Source organism: Brenneria sp. g21c3 (assembly GCF_040240345.1).
Lineage (GTDB): Bacteria > Pseudomonadota > Gammaproteobacteria > Enterobacterales > Enterobacteriaceae > Brenneria.
The window spans coordinates 63,743-81,981 of record NZ_JBEIAB010000002.1 but is presented as its reverse complement, the minus strand read 5'-3'; the positions used below and the strand labels follow the sequence as shown (position 1 = coordinate 81,981).

15 protein-coding genes are annotated in these 18,239 nt (G+C 52.5%); 14 read left to right on the top strand and 1 reads right to left on the bottom strand.

Features of this window, described 5'->3' with window-relative positions; all coding sequences use genetic code 11:
* Nucleotides 1–2 precede the first annotated feature (2 nt).
* From ABRZ28_RS03110 to ABRZ28_RS03070, 9 genes are all read left to right on the top strand, one after another.
* A complete protein-coding gene (locus ABRZ28_RS03110; protein ID WP_330519474.1) occupies nucleotides 3–3,398 on the top strand; it encodes a TIM-barrel domain-containing protein in 3,396 nt (1,131 codons plus the stop codon).
* Between the two features lie 481 nt (nucleotides 3,399–3,879).
* On the top strand, nucleotides 3,880–4,860 hold the full coding sequence (locus ABRZ28_RS03105; protein ID WP_319605917.1) for a 6-phosphofructokinase: 981 nt from the start codon (nucleotides 3,880–3,882) through the stop codon (nucleotides 4,858–4,860).
* 9 nt (nucleotides 4,861–4,869) lie between these two features.
* Nucleotides 4,870–5,160: a PTS sugar transporter subunit IIB gene (locus tag ABRZ28_RS03100; RefSeq protein WP_319605918.1), complete on the top strand. Its 291-nt coding sequence runs from the start codon at nucleotides 4,870–4,872 to the stop codon at nucleotides 5,158–5,160.
* Between the two features lie 16 nt (nucleotides 5,161–5,176).
* Nucleotides 5,177–6,514, top strand: a complete 1,338-nt coding sequence (locus tag ABRZ28_RS03095; protein ID WP_319605919.1) for a PTS sugar transporter subunit IIC — start codon at nucleotides 5,177–5,179, stop codon at nucleotides 6,512–6,514.
* A gap of 64 nt (nucleotides 6,515–6,578) precedes the next feature.
* Nucleotides 6,579–6,851 carry a hypothetical protein gene (locus ABRZ28_RS03090; protein WP_319605920.1) on the top strand — a complete coding sequence of 91 codons (273 nt, stop codon included), beginning with the start codon at nucleotides 6,579–6,581 and terminating at the stop codon, nucleotides 6,849–6,851.
* A 6-nt stretch (nucleotides 6,852–6,857) separates the two neighbouring features.
* Entirely contained in the window at nucleotides 6,858–7,295 is a 438-nt protein-coding gene (locus ABRZ28_RS03085; RefSeq protein ID WP_319605921.1) for a PTS sugar transporter subunit IIA, read from the top strand.
* Complete coding sequence (locus ABRZ28_RS03080) at nucleotides 7,292–7,825, top strand: P-loop nucleotide/nucleoside kinase family protein (RefSeq protein ID WP_319605922.1); 534 nt, start codon at nucleotides 7,292–7,294, stop codon at nucleotides 7,823–7,825. The genes ABRZ28_RS03085 and ABRZ28_RS03080 overlap by 4 nt, the downstream gene beginning before the upstream one ends.
* 41 nt (nucleotides 7,826–7,866) lie before the next feature.
* Nucleotides 7,867–8,763 carry a tagatose-bisphosphate aldolase gene (locus ABRZ28_RS03075; protein WP_330519473.1) on the top strand — a complete coding sequence of 299 codons (897 nt, stop codon included), beginning with the start codon at nucleotides 7,867–7,869 and terminating at the stop codon, nucleotides 8,761–8,763.
* An 83-nt stretch (nucleotides 8,764–8,846) separates the two neighbouring features.
* Complete coding sequence (locus tag ABRZ28_RS03070; protein WP_330519472.1) at nucleotides 8,847–9,533, top strand: HAD family hydrolase; 687 nt, start codon at nucleotides 8,847–8,849, stop codon at nucleotides 9,531–9,533.
* 114 nt (nucleotides 9,534–9,647) lie between these two features.
* Here ABRZ28_RS03070 and ABRZ28_RS03065 read toward each other — a convergent pair whose 3' ends face one another.
* Nucleotides 9,648–11,579 (bottom strand): oxidoreductase, encoded by a 1,932-nt coding sequence (locus ABRZ28_RS03065; protein ID WP_330519471.1) that lies wholly within the window; start codon nucleotides 11,577–11,579, stop codon nucleotides 9,648–9,650.
* Between the two features lie 880 nt (nucleotides 11,580–12,459).
* Between ABRZ28_RS03065 and ABRZ28_RS03060 the strand changes: the two genes are divergently transcribed.
* Genes ABRZ28_RS03060 through ABRZ28_RS03040 form a run of 5 tightly spaced genes read left to right on the top strand, consistent with a single transcriptional unit; the run spans nucleotide 12,460 to nucleotide 18,209 of the window.
* On the top strand, nucleotides 12,460–13,791 hold the full coding sequence (locus ABRZ28_RS03060; protein WP_330519470.1) for an extracellular solute-binding protein: 1,332 nt from the start codon (nucleotides 12,460–12,462) through the stop codon (nucleotides 13,789–13,791).
* Between the two features lie 11 nt (nucleotides 13,792–13,802).
* Nucleotides 13,803–14,720, top strand: a complete 918-nt coding sequence (locus tag ABRZ28_RS03055) for a carbohydrate ABC transporter permease (protein ID WP_319605927.1) — start codon at nucleotides 13,803–13,805, stop codon at nucleotides 14,718–14,720.
* The gene (locus tag ABRZ28_RS03050) at nucleotides 14,720–15,565 is read left to right on the top strand and encodes a carbohydrate ABC transporter permease (protein ID WP_319605928.1); all 846 of its coding nucleotides are present in this window, start codon (nucleotides 14,720–14,722) and stop codon (nucleotides 15,563–15,565) included. The genes ABRZ28_RS03055 and ABRZ28_RS03050 overlap by 1 nt, the downstream gene beginning before the upstream one ends.
* Before the next feature lie 23 nt (nucleotides 15,566–15,588).
* A complete protein-coding gene (locus ABRZ28_RS03045) occupies nucleotides 15,589–16,668 on the top strand; it encodes an ABC transporter ATP-binding protein (protein WP_330519469.1) in 1,080 nt (359 codons plus the stop codon).
* A complete protein-coding gene (locus tag ABRZ28_RS03040; RefSeq protein ID WP_319605930.1) occupies nucleotides 16,668–18,209 on the top strand; it encodes a sulfatase in 1,542 nt (513 codons plus the stop codon). The genes ABRZ28_RS03045 and ABRZ28_RS03040 overlap by 1 nt, the downstream gene beginning before the upstream one ends.
* Nucleotides 18,210–18,239 lie beyond the last annotated feature (30 nt).

The window sequence follows — 18,239 nt, the reverse complement described above, 5'->3', positions numbered from 1 at the left end:
TCATGAATAACAGAAAACTTCCGAACGCGTGGCGGCCTTATAACACCTATGATTATGTGCCGGTTGAGGAATGGTCCGTCGGCGACGATATCGAACTGTACTCGGTCTACTGGGACGGCAAGCCGCATTCTCCCGGCGGATTCGATAGCGACTGGACTATCTATATTAACGCCAAGGCCCGATCCGGCGCCACGAACGACGAGCGCAATGTTTGTCTTATTCTACAGGTCACCTCCTGCCGGAAAGATGCCTTCAGGGTGCGTTTTTCCCCTTCCGCCGCATCAATAGAGGATTATCCGGATAAAGTTTATGGCCCGGTCGTGGCCGAACGCCTCGACCGTATCCGCCGGCACGAACAGGCGGCGGGCTATAAGCCAGTCCTGCGCTGGAACCGCAACGGCGTCAGCGTGCAATTAAGCGCGATACAAATCCAGTTTGTCAGAGCTGACGACGGCCTGCTGGCGATACGCATCAAACGCCTGTCGGACGGCGCAATCACCGATATCTCCTCCGGCCCCTTGTTCCACGCCAAACCCGGCGTCGGCACCGTAGCGAATATGAAGCGCCGGGCGGAGTCGGCCACGCACTACTTCGGTCTGGGCGAGATCCTTAATTATAATCTGACCGGCAAGCACAACCCGGAGGCCGGCGCAGCCAAAGGGGACAGCTACGGTTACTACGGCGGCTCGCGGCTCGATCATAGCGGCGAGCAGGTCACCTGCTACAATTACGATAATCTTTGGTACAACCAGCCCGAGGTTTTCCCGCGTAGCGTCCCTTATCGGGATGCCTTCAAAGCCACCTCCTGCGTCCCGCAATACCTTAACGCGCCGTTTTATATCGAACGGGCCGGCATTAACGGACGTCAGCAGTTTCTGGGCGTGTTTCTCGATAATACCGGGCAGAGTTATTTTTCCTTCAAGAACCCCGCTCGCGATAAAACGGCCGTTGAAGCGGGCGTGCAGCAGGGAGAATTCGATTGCCATTATATGTTCGCGGAACAGGCGGCCAAGGTACTGGATGCCTTTACCTACCTGATGGGACGAGGCAATCCCGGCGCGGCGTCGCCGGACGAATTGACGCTCAACGACCGTGCGACCATGCCGCCCAAATATATCTTTGGCTATTTTCAGGCCAAATACGGCTTTCCCGGTCTGCTGCGCCCGCAGGGAGAAAACGATCCGCTGAAAGTCTATGTTGAGGATATCGTCGAAGGCCATCGGCAGGCGGATATCCCGATAGAAGGACTGGGGATTGATATCGACATTCAGGAAGATAAAAAAGTCTTTACCATCAAGGATAGCTTCTGGTCCGGCGGCAAGGTCGGCGAAGGGATCTCGGTTTTCGACTGGGCGGCGCAATTCAATCTGCAATGCCAGACCAATATCACGCCGTTTATCCGGGCGGATAAGGTGGCCTACCATCCCGGCGACAGAACGAAAAAGCAGTATGAAACCGTGCAGGGTCTTATCCGCAACGGTTACTGCGTCCAGAATGAGGGGGAAGCCAACATCCCCAAATTCCGCGGCCCCAAAAATGAAAGCGATTATCCGGGGCTGACGTACACCCGGATTGGCGAGGTCAACTACCCCGATCAAAACGTGCTGGTTCTCGACTACGGCATTAACGCGCAAACGGCGGAACGGGACATGATCGGCGCGGTGGTGACCGATTACGGTAATCCGGACGCCGCCCGTTTTTGGGGCGATCAGTACGCCTATTTGCTGAAAAACGGCCTCGGGTTCGTCTGGCAGGACATGACGGTTCCCGATGCGATGCCCCACGTGGAAGACGGCAATAACTTCGCCGATACGGAGTCGCCACGCAATCAGTTCGGCTGGTCGCTGAGCGGCGAAGCGCCGGACGACGACAGAAGGCGCACCAATACCTTCAACTGGCGCAGCTACCACGGTCAATTGCATCTGACCGATCCTCGTTTCGGCGACGGGCGTAAAACGCCTTTTGTCGAGTTGCGCAATTTCCACGCCTATATGCTGGCGAAATCCACCTATGAATATGGGCTGACGGCCCATGAAGATCTGCTGAAAAGCTATAAACGCAGCTACATCATCTGTCGCAGCGGCTACCCCGGACTGCAACACTATGCGGGACATTGGGTCGGCGATAATGCCTCGACCTGGCACCACCTTCAGGCGACCCTGCCCATGCTGCTTAATCTCGGCATGTCCGGTCTGCCGATCGCCGGCACCGACGTCGGCGGTTTCGCCCCCGGCGAAGCGCCGGAGGATCCCGGCAGCATATTATTCAACGGCAACCAGAATCGGAATCACAACCCGATGGTTTACGACCGACTGGTGCTGGGCGCCGACGACGTCGATATCGGCGCGATTTGCGAGCAGGAGTTGATGACGCGCTGGGTTCAGGCCGCCTGTTTAATGCCGTGGATGCGTAACCACTACGATGCGATGAAACCCTATCAGGAGATTTATCACTATACGGGGAGGGCGGGCGAGCAGCGAACCTTCAGCGAGATCATGGCCGCCTTTATCCGCTTTCGGGTACGCTGGCATCATCTGTTGTATGACGCGATGTATCAGAACACCCGCAGCGGCGCGCCGGTCATCAAAGCCATGAGCCTGTGGGAGGGGGACGAAGCGGTATTCAGCGAGAGCAATCGCGATATTCTCGCCACGCAGTTCTTTATCGATAACTCGGTCATCGTGGCGCCGATCCTGACGCGCAGCCTTAACGGCGATGCCGCCTATGAGGTCGAAAAAACGGTCTATCTTCCCGCCGGCGGGCAGGAGACGATCCACTGGTTCAGGTATAACGTGCTGGAAGACACGGCGGATATCGACCATCCCATCGCCGGCGGCAAGCAGGTTAAGGTCATCGCCGACATTACCGACCTGCCGCTATTTATCCGTGAGGGCGCCATTATTCCCGAACGGCATAGCCAGTCGGATCTGAAGGCCGCATTCAAAAACATTCAGGTGCTGGATAAGTTTAAGCAACCGCTCGTTCTGTCGGTTTATCCGCTGGAAAAAGCGGCGACGGCCGATTACCAGTTGTATTGGGATGACGGCGGCGTCACGCGTTCGGCGGAACGAAACGGCGTCTTTTCCGTTATCGATATCCATCAGCAATATCAACAATCGGTCGCCGAGGGAGAAACGCGGGTCATCAGCGTCACGCCGCGCAAATATGACTATCCGCTGCATGAGTTTATCTACTTGCGCATCCGGTCAAACCATTCTGCCGCGCGCCGCATCACAATCGGCGCGGCGACAGTGGACGACTGGCTGGAATCGACGGATAAACTGTTTTCGCATCAGGGCGAGGCGGCGCATAGCGATCAGCGCGGCTGCATCTGGATAAAAGCCCGCACCGGTCAATTATCTTCCGATAAACCCTTGATCGTGAGTATTTCGCTGTGAGCGATTGATCGCTGAGTGGGAAAGCGGCAGGGAAACAAGGATGTTTTCCGTTCTCTTGATGGAAAAAGCAGCGCCTGCCCTTCCCCGCTTACCCTCTACTTCCCCGCCGAATTGACGCAATTCCTGTGTTTGACCAGCGAAACAAATGGGGCGATCGTGATAAAAACGCGTCCGAATCGCAAATAACCGTGAAATAAATCACAAAAACAAACACAGACGCTGAGCGAAAAACCCGCGATCAGCCGCCATTGGGCGACAAAAAAACAAAATAATTAAAAACAGCCAATTACACGACTTTGCTAAAAATCCGCACGCAAAATAAAGCGATTCACTTCACACTTTTGCGCCTAGAAAAGCGCTGTCAATACGTAACAAGGCCAACAAACGTTGCATAAATGCGACTTCCTTCAAAAAAAACAATTTTCCCATCATTAACAATCAGTCTACATTTTCGTTGATATCCAACAATCGGGGAGATGCCATGAAAATAGGTTTAGTCATTAGTGGCGGTGATGTCAGCGGTATCAATAATTTTCTGTTTCAGGTCTGTCGGATGACCGAATCTGAAATTGTGATTTTTGACGGAGGTATTAACGGGCTGATAGATAACGAGTTCAAAGAAATTTCATGGCGGGATTTGGTTGATTTTTCCATATCGCCCGTCCCCTTGATTGCCTCAGGCAGAAAAGAAGATAAATGTAGAAAGTCAGACTATGAAAAGATCGCCAAAAATATACGTCAAAGAAAGATTGACTCGCTGATCATGGCAGGGGGCGACGGTTCTTTTCAGTTTTTAAAAACGCTCAGTGGATATGGCGTTAATTGCTATGGCATTGGGATGACGATTGATAATGATATTACCGGCAACAGCTACACGATAGGATTTTCCACCGCCTGTGAACAGGTCATCAGTGAGGTGGGGAAATTAAGGAATACCGGCCGAGGATTGCCCGGACGAGTGTTTATGATAGAACTGCTTGGCGGCTACTGCGGCGAACTGACGTTGCAGGCCGCATTGAAAAGCAATGCGGATATCGCCCTTATTCCTGAATCGCCCTGGGATATTGATGTTCTGGCAGAAAAAATCAAGAGCAAGATAAAAACACAGAACAGCGTCATTATATTATGTTCGGAGGGATATACCAAAGAATACACGCCGGGTTTTCAAGGCGCGATTGATACCATGATTGGCAAAATAGAACATAAGATCGGCATCAGAATAAGAAAGACCATTCTGGGCTATGGGTTAAGAAACGGCCTTCCAACCGGAGAGGAAATTATACAAGGCGCTATCCTGGCCGAAGAAGTCGTCAGATGTATCAATACCAACCTGACGAATAAGATAATTGTTATAAATCACAATAATAAAGCTATACCGATCGACCTTGAAAGTTCCGATAAACGATTAGTCGATAAAGAGAGTAACATCTATAAGCTTGCCAAAGTAAATAACCTTATATGAGGTAATATTATGCTTAAAGTACTCTGCGTATGTGGCTGCGGCCTCGGCTCAAGCTTTGCCATTGAAATGAGCGCAAAATCCGTATTCCAAAAATTAGATATTGACGCGGATATCAGCCATACAACGGTTTCAGAAGCCTCGGCGTTAAAATATGACATTATTCTCACCCAGAAAGTGTTCGCCGACATTATTAACTCAGACGCCAGCGAGGAAGATAAAAAAAGAGTCATTATATTAAATAAACTCACCGATAAGCGTGAAATAGAAGAAAAAATCCTGGCCTATATTAACTCGATCTGAAAGATGAGGTGATGAAGTGGATACTATTATCAATTTCCTGGTGAAGGATTTATTGGGCCAAGCATCTATATTAATTGCATTAATAGCAATGATTGGCCTCATCCTGCAAAAAAAATCCGTCGGAAAAACGCTGGAAGGCACATTTAAAACGCTTCTGGGTTTTCTGATAATGATGGCTGGCATCAATATCATCGTTGATGCATTAACCTTCCTCAACAATATCTTTACCAGCGGCTTTGGTATGAAAGGATATATTACCGATGTCGCCGCAATCGCGGGTTTGGCGAACCGTGAACTGGGTTCCCAGGTCGCCCTTACGCTGCTGGTGATTTTCGTCGTTAACATTATCATTGCGCGGATTACGCCGTTCAAATACATCTTCCTGACGGGTCAGGCGCTACTGTGGATGGCGACCATCGGTACGGTTATCGGTTATAAATCAGGACTGACAGGCGCGGCGTTGATTCTTACCGGCGGGATATTCGGCGGCATCATGGCGGTATTGATGCCGGCTTTAGCCCAACCGATCGTGCGCAAAATCACGGACTCCGATGATGTGGCGCTAGGTCATTTCTGTACTATCGGCTATCTGGTTCAGGCCGCGGTCGCCCGCGCGATTGGTAAAAACTCGAAATCAACGGAAGATTTAGAATTACCTGATAATTTCAAGTTTCTCCAGGATACGTACCTGTCGATGGCGGTAATAATGATACCGATGTATCTTATCCCAGCCGTTGTCGCCGGTCCGACGTATATCGCCCAGTTTGCGGGCGGCACGAATTACCTGATGTATTCATTCATGCAATCGATGCAGTTCGTCACCGGCGTTTTTGTATTGTATAGCGGCGTACGCCTGCTGCTTAATGAGCTGGTTCCCGCTTTCCGGGGCATCGCCATGCGGTTAGTGCCGAATGCGAAACCCGCGCTTGATTGTCCGGTGTTGTTCCCCTATGCGCCTAATGCCGTCATCGTCGGTTTTCTGGCTACGACGGTAGGATCCATTCTTGGCATGATCATCTTTCCTCTCTTCGGTCTCGCCATGATCCTCCCAGGCCTGTTAACCAACTTCTTTGCCGGCGGCGCCGCCGGAGTGTTCGGCAACGCATTAGGCGGCAGAAGGGGCGCGATTATCGGGGGCGTCGTCCATGGGTTATTTATTACTTTCTTACCGGCGATCCTGGTGCCGTTACTCGAAACATTCGGCTTTATCGGCGTCACGTTCAGTGATTCAGATGTTATAAGTACCGGTCTTATATTAGGCCATGCTTTCCAGAATGACTGGCCGTTCGTCATTGGATTCATTGTCTTTGTCACTATCGTTGCCTACCTGGCAAACAGAAAGCTGACTAAATAAAAGTCATTGCCGCCGCATATAACTGAATAATGACATCACATGGGAAAAGATGTGAGGAGGCGCCATGTTCGCAAAGTTAAAAGAACTCTTCAATCCAGTTAAACAGAAAGAAGAAACTGAAAATGATGAGTCGATACAGAAAATCGAGCAGGAATTATCAGATCTGGAATTACGCTTATCACAAAACCCTGCTGATAGCGCCATTCAAAAACAGCTGATGATTAAATATAACCAGGCTATTCAGGCCTTCTCAAATAGCACGCGTCATCGGAATAAGGTTGATGATGTTTTCGTAAAAATCGATGAACTAAGGAATACCATTCGCAAAAATATATGAGGTCTTATGAGCATTAGAAAATTCCTTGCAGAAAGTAAATACATCCAGGTCGGGATAAATGTCAGCTCATGGACAGATATGATTGAGAAAGCAGCGCAACCATTAATAGAGGGCGGCTATGTTACACCGCAATATGCGACCGCCATCATTAATAACACGCTGGAATATGGGGCATATTATGTTTTTGACGAAGGTATCGCCATTCCGCATGCCAGACCGGAATGCGGAGTACTGAAAAACTGCTTTAGTATGGTGACGCTCCGTGATCCCGTCTCCATTAATGGCAGCGAACCCGTGGATATTATTATCATGTTTGGCGGAGTAAACAGTGATGAACACATTACCGACGGCATTGCATCGATTGTAAATCTACTGGAAAAGGACGATACGTTATCTCAAATCAGACGAGCCGCAACAATTGATGAAATTATTGGGTTATTATGAAAAAACTGATTTTAGTTAATGGCATACCGGCATCAGGAAAAAGCTCAATATCCAGAGTCATTTCTGCATATTTTAATTTTCCTGTCTTGGGTATCGATGACATAAAAGAACCATTTATGGTTCAGTTCTCTAAAACCATTGATAGAACATTGAACAGGAAACTGGGCTATGCGGCCTATGAATCCATGTTCAATATTGTCAAAGCATCGCCGCCGGAAAGTGTTTTTGTTATGGATGCCTGGTTTGGATTCCGTGAAAAATCCGTGTTATCGGATTATCTGGAACTGTGCGGGGTAAAAAAAACGCTGGAGGTTTGGAATAACATATCACCTGAACTCGTTGCGAAGCGCTATAAGCAGCGTTGCTCTGCGCGTGTTAAAGGCCATCCGGGTGAAGAATATATTTCCGAGTTAATTATTTTAGCTGAAAAGGCACAACCCATGGGGATCGGCGATATTTATACCGTCGACCAGGATAAGGGAGTAAATAACGAAGATCTCATTTCATGGGTTAAACACCGCTTAATTTAAATAGCCTGAAATAAATCATCTATTGCATGAGGAATTAACCAATGAACAAAATGTCAACAGCAGAGCGTCGTGGTTACCAAATGATTTGCGACGCCACAGGTTCAATGATGGTTGTTGCTTGCGATCAGCGCGGCGGAATGAGAACGCTATTGGCCGACACCGCGGAAGAACAGTCGAAGATCAGCAATGAAACGTTAGGGAAAACGAAATACGACATCGCCAGTTATCTGGCGTCGGAAGCGGGATGTGTCCTGGTGGATCCGATTTGCGCCGTGCCGGGCATTATTGATGAAGGCGTTTTGCCGCGCAATACAGGGCTGCTGGTCGGTCTGGATGCCTCCGGCTGGGAAACCTCCCCCGAAGGTTATCGCATTTCAAAAATGGTTGCAGGCGTCAACGCTCGAAAGGTCCGTGAACTGGGCGCAACCGGCGGCAAGATTATGATCTATTTACGCATGGATATTCCTGAAGCCAATACCGCCAACCTGGCGACGTTACGCGATATTATTGACGATTTCGCCCGTGAAGACCTCTTCCTGGTGGTGGAGTTTCTGACTTACAAACTGGAAAATGAAAGCCAGGAAGAATACCAGGGCAAAATTCCGCAACTGATTCAGGATGGCTGCAAGGCATGTATCGAATGCGGCGCCAAAGTGCTGAAAATTCCCTATCCGGGTTCGGAAGCGGCCTGCGCCAAAGTCACTGAAATCTGCGGTGATATTCCCTGGGCCGTTTTATCCGCCGGCGTCGATCACGCGACATTCCTAAAGCAGGTCGATATTTCACTGCGAAACGGCGCATCCGGCGTGATCGCCGGGCGTTCACTGTGGAAAGATTGCATATCCCTTGATCGACAAATTTCCAAAGAAAAATTATCATCCATAGCCGTCTCCCGTTTACGGGATATTCAGAAATTACTGGCGAAATATAAAAAATAACCGTTCGCCATGTGATGGCATATGTTGATAATCAGGCCGTTGATTGTCCAATCCGCGGCCGGCAACGCATTAAGGCAACACGAATGAATAGACCGGATTTGTTGATATTTGACTGCGATGGCGTACTTATCGACTCAGAAATAATAGGGATAAATCTGACCCGATCCCTCTTAAAACAGCACGGCGTCGATATCGGTTTGGCGGAATTCGCGGCCGAATATAGCGGGCTTTTATGGGATGATCTGATTAATAAAGTCAAAAGCGATAAGCGTATCGACATTCCAGCCAGCATTCATCAAGATTTCTATCGCGCCCTGTTAAAACAGTTCGAAGAAAAACTAACCAGAATTCCAGGTAGTTACGAGGCGATCAGCGAAATAGCCGCCAGGAAATGTATTTGCTCGAACTCAAGCACAGAGCAATTAAATTTTACGCTCGCCTTAGTGGGGCTGACGCCGTTATTTTCGCCGAATATATTCTCCGCCGTCGATCTCGGCCCGGGACGTTCGAAACCTCAGCCTGATATCTTCCTGCACGCCGCCGAGGCAATGCAAGCCACTCCGGGTAACACCATTGTGATTGAAGACTCCGTCCATGGCGTAACGGGGGCGAAAAAGGCCGGCATGTATGTGATTGGTTTTACGGGCGGCTCGCATACCTATAGCAATCATCAAGAAAAGCTCAGGGCGGCGGGGGCGGATGTCGTCATCAATTCAATGCATCAGCTATCCAATGAACTCGCGCGTTTCGGTCGTCGCGCCGTAAAGTAGGCATTGATCATTGCGCACGATCTTCGACTTTATTATCCCGCAGGCTGCCGATATCCGCGCTGCACGAATATCCCCCGCCGCATCGACGGGGGATTGAGTTCGCAACTTTCCGCCTCAGGCGATGCTCATACCGGCATCAAAGCCTTCTCTGGCCGCAACCAGCGCATTGCTGGTTTTCACCGCGCCGCCGATGACAATGGTATTGTCAATCACGCCATCCAGTTCGCTCACCAGGTCTTTGACCGGCGTATAACCCAGCGCAATCACCACGGTATCGGCATCGAGTGAAAAATGACCCTGGGCGTTTTCCAGATCCACCTGACCCTCGCGGATCTCGCACAGCTTGGTATTCAGGTATTGTTTAACCCCATACTCGTCCAGTATGGCCATCAGATGCAGCTTACTGACGCCGTCCAGCTCCTGGAGCAGGCGATCGCGCATTTCAATAATGGCGACCTCTTTTTGCTGCATAGCCAGATGCGCCGCGGTTTCGCCGCCGACCTCGCCGCCGCCGGCGATAACGACGCGCTTGCCGGTCGTCACGTTGCCCAGCAGAACGTCTTCAGCCAGCACCACATGCGATTGCTTGATCCCTTTGATCGGCGGCACCGCCGGTTTCCCGCCGGTGGCGATAATCACGCTGTCCGGACGGTCTTTTTCCACAATCGCTTTCGTCAGTTCGGTGTTATAGCGAATATCGACGTTGAGTTTATCCAACTCACGGGTCAACCAGGCAGTATAGGTCGCCAGTTCGCCTTTACCCGGCGGATAGGCCGCGGAGCGGAATTGTCCGCCCAGATGGCCGGTTTTTTCAAACAGCGTCGCCTTGTGGCCACGCACCGCCGCGATGCGCGCCGCTTCAAGTCCCGCCGGACCGCCGCCGGCGATATACACGCGTTTCGGCTCTTGCACTTTGCTGTAGTCCAGCTCCGCTTCACGCCCCAGAGACGGGTTGACCAGGCAGGTAAAGGGAACGCCGAGGGGCAGACTGGCAAGGCAGCCCTGCATGCAGCCCAGACAGTAACGAATCGACGCCGTATCGCCCGCTTTCGCTTTGTTGGGAAGATGCGGGTCGGCCAGCGAGCCGCGGCCCATGGCGATAAAATCCGCTTTTCCCATCGCCAGAACATTATCCGCCATGCGCGGGTCATTAATTCTATTGACCGCGATCACCGGAATATTCACCATTTTTTTCAGCTCTTCGCAAAAAGAGACCGCCCAGGCATGACCGACATACATCGGCGGCACGGTGCAGGATTTATTATGTTCGCCATACACGCCCATCGTCACATGCAACGCATCGATTCCCCAATCTTCGAAGATTTGCGCCAATACGCGGGTTTCGGAAATATCGCGGCCGCCGACAAATCCTTCGTCCGCGGAAATACGAATCGTGACCGGATAATCATCGCCCACTTCACGACGAACGGTTTGATAGATTTCTTTTAAAAACTGAATTCGGCCATCCAGGCTACCGCCATATTTATCCGTTCTTTTATTGGCGTAAGGCGATAAGAACTCCGCAATTAAATAACCATGCCCGGCATGAATTTCTACGCCATCAAAACCCGCTTGTTTTACCCGACGGGCGCAATTGCCGAAGTCTTTGACCAGCGATTGAATTTCCGCATCCGTTAACTCTTTGGGCATTTCCTGTAATGCCGGACAGGGAATGGCCGAAGGCGCAACGGGTTGCACGCCGCCATTTACCTTGTGGGAAGTCTGTCGACCCGCATGATAAATCTGCGCGAAAATTTTACTCTCGTATTGATGAATGGTATCCGTTAATTTTTTATGGCCGGGAATTTGCTCATCCCGCCAAAGACCGCCAATATGTTCACAGCCCATGCCATGTTCATTAACCGCATAATTCTCTGTAATAATCAGTCCCCAGCCGCCTTTTGCCTTCTCTTCATGATAGGCGATGTAGCGATCGGTCACGGTGCCGTCGCTGTTGCAGAGATCGCTCACCATCGCGGGAACCACAAGGCGATTGGGAATAATACATTGATTGATTTTTCCGGGTTGAAACAATTTCTTAAACATATTTCTCACGTATCCTAATAACGAATGTAAAATATATCATTCGAATTAAATCATTAGTGTTCCTTCCAGATAGAACATCCTCGCCAAAATTATAGTAATTATCAGGATTAATAGCGAACATCTCGCGACGAAAATACACCTATCAATGATCTCCCATAAGTTAATCCGCCAAATTAATCCTATAAACCGCCATCCATACACATTATCTTCTGGTTGTTATAACACTGTGATTACATATATATATTCTATTTTACAGCAGGCGAAATATCATTAACCCAATAAATCCGGAGCGAAGCATTTCGTCTGAATAAAATATTGTTGCAATATATTAAAAATAATCCACCAATGCGAATGAGATATATTTTCAGCGTTCTCTGTTAGTCAGCGTTTGAATAGATACAGCGGCGCCCAGACTGTCTAACCCGCCATCCGCACGTTCCCTGTCCGGCGCGACGACGATGGTTTTCCCGCCGGTGAAGCGATTTCACTCCAGTATCCTGTTCACCGCTTGGGAAAACCGGGCTTCCGCAACGCGATCCGGGCATGTCGAAGTTTTCACCCGCGCATTCGGGCGGAAGACAGCCGGCCTGCGCCGGGAATGCCGTTTCCAGAACAGGGATAGTTACCCATCAACGCGATATTAATACATTAACCTGTAAAGCCTTGCGCGAAAAAAGCATATGGAATTAATGCATAAAATTATCAATGAAAATCAATAAAGTACTCTGTGATTCCTTGTCTTATTCAGAAAACACATAAATTATTCTATTTATGTCATAGACGCTATTCATCCCAGCATATTAGTTTCCAAGAAAACACGACATTCGTCGCCATAATTTAATAAGTCAGTGTTACTTTTATAAATACCAGGGGATAATGCATGACCAAACACTCTTTTTTTTCGCTTTCCGGCGCGGCATTCATCGCGCTGCTCGCCGTCTCTCCCTTTTCTTCCGCAGCGAATGGCGATACGGTAAAAATTGTCATCAACCAGTCCCCGTGGCTGGATGGTTTCAAGAAAACCGTCGCCAAATATAATCAGGAGACGGGCAACAATGTTACCGTAGACACCGTACCCTATTCCGGATTGCTGGATAAAATCCGCACTTCCGTGCGGGCAAAGGAAGGCATCTACGATGTCACCATGATTGACGTCAACTGGCTGGGCGAGATCTATAGCGGCGGGTTTCTGACGCCGATAAAAGAGATCGAAGCCGATTACCAATTGCCGGATCAGGTATTAACGTTCGGCGATGCCCTATATTGGGATAAGGCGCGCGCGGTATTTAATAAACAGACCGGCGATTTATATACTTTCCCCGTTACCGCCAATCCGCAGCTTTTTTATTATCGTAAAGATATTTATGAAAAAGAGGGCGTCAGCGTCCCCAAAACCTGGGATGAATTAACCGCCAATATTAAAAAATTACATCAACCGCCGAAACAATACGGTTTCCTTACCGAGGCGGGGCCGCAGGATATCGTCTTTCGCATTACGCCTTTTCTGCTGTCGGCCGGGGGCGGGGTATTCAAAAATCCGCTTGAGGGTGATTTCAGCGTGATCCTGAACAGCCCGGAATCGCTGAGCGCGCTGAAATATTATATTTCCATCGCCAAAGCGGGCTATAGCAATCCCGGTTCTCTGGCGCAAGGCGAGCTGATTCAACTGTTCGCCACCGGCAAAGCCGCGCAGGCCAATATCGTCGCCGCCGCGCGCGGGCCGCTCAGCAACCCGGATAGCTCGATCGTCACCGATAAGTTCGGCGTGGCGGTGATCCCCCATCCGGCTGACAAGAGCGGCATTTATGCGGCGGGCCACTGGGTAGGCGGCATACCGCATAACATTCCGGCCGCCAACAAGAAAGCCGCGCTGGCATTCTTCAAATGGTACGAAGAGCAGGCCAGTCAGGTTTATCTGTACGAAGCCGGTGGCGTTCCCGTGCGTTCCGATCTGATCGGCGTAGCCAAAGATCCGCTGAATTTTCTGCCGGCGTTAACCGAGGCGACGTCCAGGGCGGAAATCGTCACGCCGATCAAAGAATCCGCCCAGATTAATGCGCTGATAGGGTTGCAGCTTTACAAGGCGCTAAACGGCGAGATCTCGCCGGAGCAGGCGCTGAATAACGCGGCGAAAGCGGTTTACGATCTGGTGTCGGCGGCGGGCTACAACACCCGGCAACTCCCCGAATTGTCCGGCGCATCCGCCCAGTAAGGGGAACCCCGATGCCGAGACAAGACATGCTGACCTCCGCGTCCGGCGGCGCGATACGGCGCAAGGCGCGCGATGACTGGCCCTGGCTGGCGCTGATGCCCCTGATCATCATCGTGCTCGGATTGATGGTCACGCCGATTGTTCATCTGTTCACGCTGGTCGCCCAGGAGGTTGACTGGCAGGGCGGCGAGGCGGTGACGCGCTTCGTCGGCCTGGACAACATCCGGGCCTTCATCGACAACCCCTATTACTGGATAGGACTGCGCAACACGCTGCTGTTTTCGTTCATTGCCGTGTCGCTGCAAATCGTTTTCGGCTTTGCGCTGGCGCTGGCGGTAAACGACATGAAAAAAGAGCAGAAATTGCTGACCGCCATCCTGCTGTTGCCGATCGTCATTTCCCCTATCGTGATCGGCGCGATGTGGCGCCTGATCCTCAGCAATGATTCCGGGGTGCTGAACGTGTTTCTCAGCCAGTGGGATATCCTGCCGCCCGACTGGCTAGGCACGCCGGTGCTGGCTTTCGTCTCCGTGATTGTGGTGGACGTATGGCACTGGACGCCCTTCTCGTTCCTGCTGCTGCTGGCCGGACTGAAAGCCTTGCCGCAGGAAGTGCTGGAAGCGGCGCAACTGGATGGCTGCGGCCGCTGGCAGCGTTTTCGTCATGTGATCCTGCCCATGATGTGGCCGACGCTGCTGATTACCTTAATACTGCGCGTCATCTTCTCATTCAAGGTATTCGACGAGATCTATCTGCTGACCAAAGGCGGCCCCGGCACGGCGACGGAAATGGTCAGCTACTCCATTTACCGCGCCTTTTTCATGGAAGACCGCGAGGGCGTGGGGGCGGTGATGTCGCTGTTCACCTTCTTTATCGTGGCGCTGTTGCTGGTGCTGCTGGTGAATATTCGTAAACGGAGGAAAATCTGATGCGACTATCTTTGCGCGTACGTCAGCGCGGATTCTCCGCCTGTCGCGGCCTCGCGTTGGCGTTCTATGCCGCGCTGATCCTGTTTCCCTTTCTCTGGCTGCTGAGTACCGCCTTCAAGAAACAGATCGATATTCTGCTCGCCCGCTTTGTTTTCACCCCCACGCTGGACACGCTGAAAGAGTTACTGTTCGCGCCCGGCGCCATGTTCGGCGCCTATTTCGTCAACAGCGCGGTGATTACCCTGGCCAGCACCGCCGCCATCATTGCGGTCACGCTGCTGGCGACCTACGCCTTGACGACGGTGCGTCAGATCCCGGCGTGGCTGGGGAATCTGCTGCTCGGCTGGTGCCTGCTGTTCAACCTGCTGCCGGTGATCACCTTTGTCGGCTCCTGGTTCAATCTCTTCCGGCAACTGGGGCTGTATGATACGCGTATCGCCATCATTATCGCCTGCATCGCCGCCTACCTGCCGATGGCGCTGTGGCTCAGCGTGACCTTCGCGCGTGAGATCCCGAAAGATCTGCTGGACGCGGCCTCCGTCGACGGTTGCAGCCACTGGCAGCGTTTTCGTTACGTATTCGTGCCGCTGATCAAATCGGGCATGACCGCCACCGCCATCCTGGTGTTGCTGCTGGTGTGGAATGACTTCCCGATTGCGTTGATTCTCAGTTCCGAACAGGCGCGCACCCTGCCGGTGTACATCACCGCATTTTCGCAAAACGAGCAAATTCGCTACGCGGAAATGGCCTCTTCGTCGCTATTGGTTTCCATCCCCGTGCTGTTGTTGTTGGTGTTCGGCCAACGTTTCATCGTCAAGGGGTTGCTGTCCGGCGCGGTAAAATAATGGCAATAAATAAGGATAATTCCATGAGTGTGGTCGCCATCGAAAAGATCCATAAAAACTATGGCAACGTGACGGTCTTGCAGGACATCGACCTGCACATTGAAAAAGGGGAATTCGTGGTGCTGGTGGGGCCGTCCGGCTGCGGAAAATCCACCCTGCTGCGCATGATCGCCGGTCTGGAAGAGACCGAGACCGGACAGATTCTGCTCAAAGGCGAAAATATCAACGAGACGCCGGCCAATCAGCGCGACATCGCCATGGTGTTTCAAAGCTACGCGCTTTATCCGCATATGAACGTGGCGGAAAACATGGGCTTCGCGTTGAAAATCAAAGGAGAATCCCGCCAGGCGATCGCCGAACGGGTGAACGCCGTGGCGGAGGCGTTGCAACTGGTTCCGCTGCTGGCCCGCTATCCGCGCGAACTTTCCGGCGGTCAGCGGCAGCGCGTGGCGATCGGGCGGGCGCTGGTGCGTCAGCCGCAGGTCTTTTTGTTCGACGAACCCTTGTCCAATCTGGATGCCAAGCTCCGGGTGGATATGCGGCTGGAAATTAAAAAACTGCACCAGCGGCTGGCCGCCACCATGATTTACGTCACCCACGATCAAATCGAGGCGATGACGCTGGCCGACCGTATCGCCATCATGAATCAGGGGCGCATCGAACAGGTGGCGACGCCGCTGGAACTGTATGACCGGCCAGTCAATCTGTTCGTGGCGTCCTTTATCGGTTCGCCGGAAATCAATCGGCTGCCCGGCGCCGTGTCTGACGACGGGACGCGCTTCGTCTGCGATTCCGGTCTGACCTTGCCCCTGCCCGCCCCGTTGCCGCGTCTGGCCGGCCGGCGCATCGTTTACGCCGTGCGCCCGGAGCATTTTCTGCTGAACACGCCCGATGGGCTGTCCGCCGAGGTGGACGTGACCGAACCCACCGGCGTCGAAACGCTGCTGACGGTGCGTATCGGCGAAAACGCGCTGACCTGCACGTTCCGGCAACGGCTGGATCTGTCGCCCGGCGACGGCGTGCGCATATTGCCGGACGTCCGCCATCTCCACCTGTTCGACGCCGCGACCGGCCAACGTATTTCCTATGATGAGGAGCCCTAATGCGTACTGTCTTCCTGCTGTTTGATTCATTAAATCGACTGGCGCTGTCGCCCTACGGCGGCCGGCACGTTCCCACCCCCAATTTCGACCGGCTGGCGCGCCACACCGCCACCTTTGATCGTCATTATGTCGGCAGCATGCCCTGCATCCCCGCCCGGCGCGATATGCAAACCGGACGCCTGAGCTTTCTGCATCGCAGTTGGGGGCCGCTGGAGCCTTTCGACAATTCATTCCCGGAGCTGCTGTTCGCGCGTAACGTCTACAGCCATCTGATCACCGACCATGCCCACTATTTCGAAGACGGCGGCGCGACCTACCACACGCGCTACGACTCTTTCGAGTTTATCCGCGGACAGGAAGGCGACGGCTGGAAAGCGATGGTGCAGCCCCACTGGGAGCGGCTGCGCGAAAAATACCATCCGTCGCAGTTCTCCACCGAACGCCGCAATATTAAAAGACAGGACGCCATCAACCGCGAGTATATCCGCGCAGAGCAAGATTTCCCTTCCGTGCAGTGCTTCGCGCGCGGACTGGAGTTTCTTGAAACCAATCTGCACGCCGACGACTGGTTCCTGCAAATCGAAACCTTCGATCCGCATGAACCCTTTACCGCGCCGGAGCGCTTCTACGATAAGGTCAAGACCGACTGGAACGGGCCGGTATTGGACTGGCCGCGCTACGGCCGGGTGGACGAATTGCCGGAGGAGTGCGAGGAGCTGCGCGCCAACTATTACCGGGTCATCGCGCTATGCGACGATCTGCTGGGCAAGGTGCTGGACTTCTTCGACCAGCACAATCTGTGGGAAAATACCGCGCTGGTGCTCACCACCGACCACGGTTTCCTGCTGGGCGAGCACGATTTCTGGGCCAAGAACCGGATGAACATCTACGAAGAGGTGGCGCATATCCCGCTGTTCATCCATCATCCGCATTACCCTGAGGCCGACGGCCAGCGGCGGCAGGCGCTGACGCAAACGCCCGATCTGGCCGCCACCTTCCTCGATATTCACGGCGCGGACAAACCGGCGGAGATGCAGGGAAAATCTTTATTGCCGGCGCTGGAGCGGGAACAACCGCTGCATGAAAACGTGCTGTTCGGCTATTTCGGCGGCGCGGTCAATATCACCGACGGACGCTATACCTATCATCGCTATCCGGAAAACCTGGACGAGCAGGAAATCTATCAGTACACGCTGATGCCGACACATATCCGCTCCCGCTTCAGCCCGCAGGAACTGGCCGACACCACCCTGTCCCCGCCGTTCCCCTTTACCAAGGGCGCTCCGCTGCTGCGCGTGCCGGTGACCACCACGTCGCCCATGTACCAAAATTACGGCCCCGGCTCGCTGCTGGAAAAGGAGACGCGGCTCTACGATCTGGCGAACGATCCCGGCCAACTTGCGCCGCTGCATGATCCCGACACGGAACAGCGGCTGACGAAACAGATGGTGGAACTGATGCGCCGCAACGCCGCGCCGCCGGAGGCCTATCAGCGTTTGGGACTGGCGCGGGAAACCGCGGCGCCCGCCCCTCAGGATTAACCTTTCCCGCGCCAACCGCGGGTTATGCCG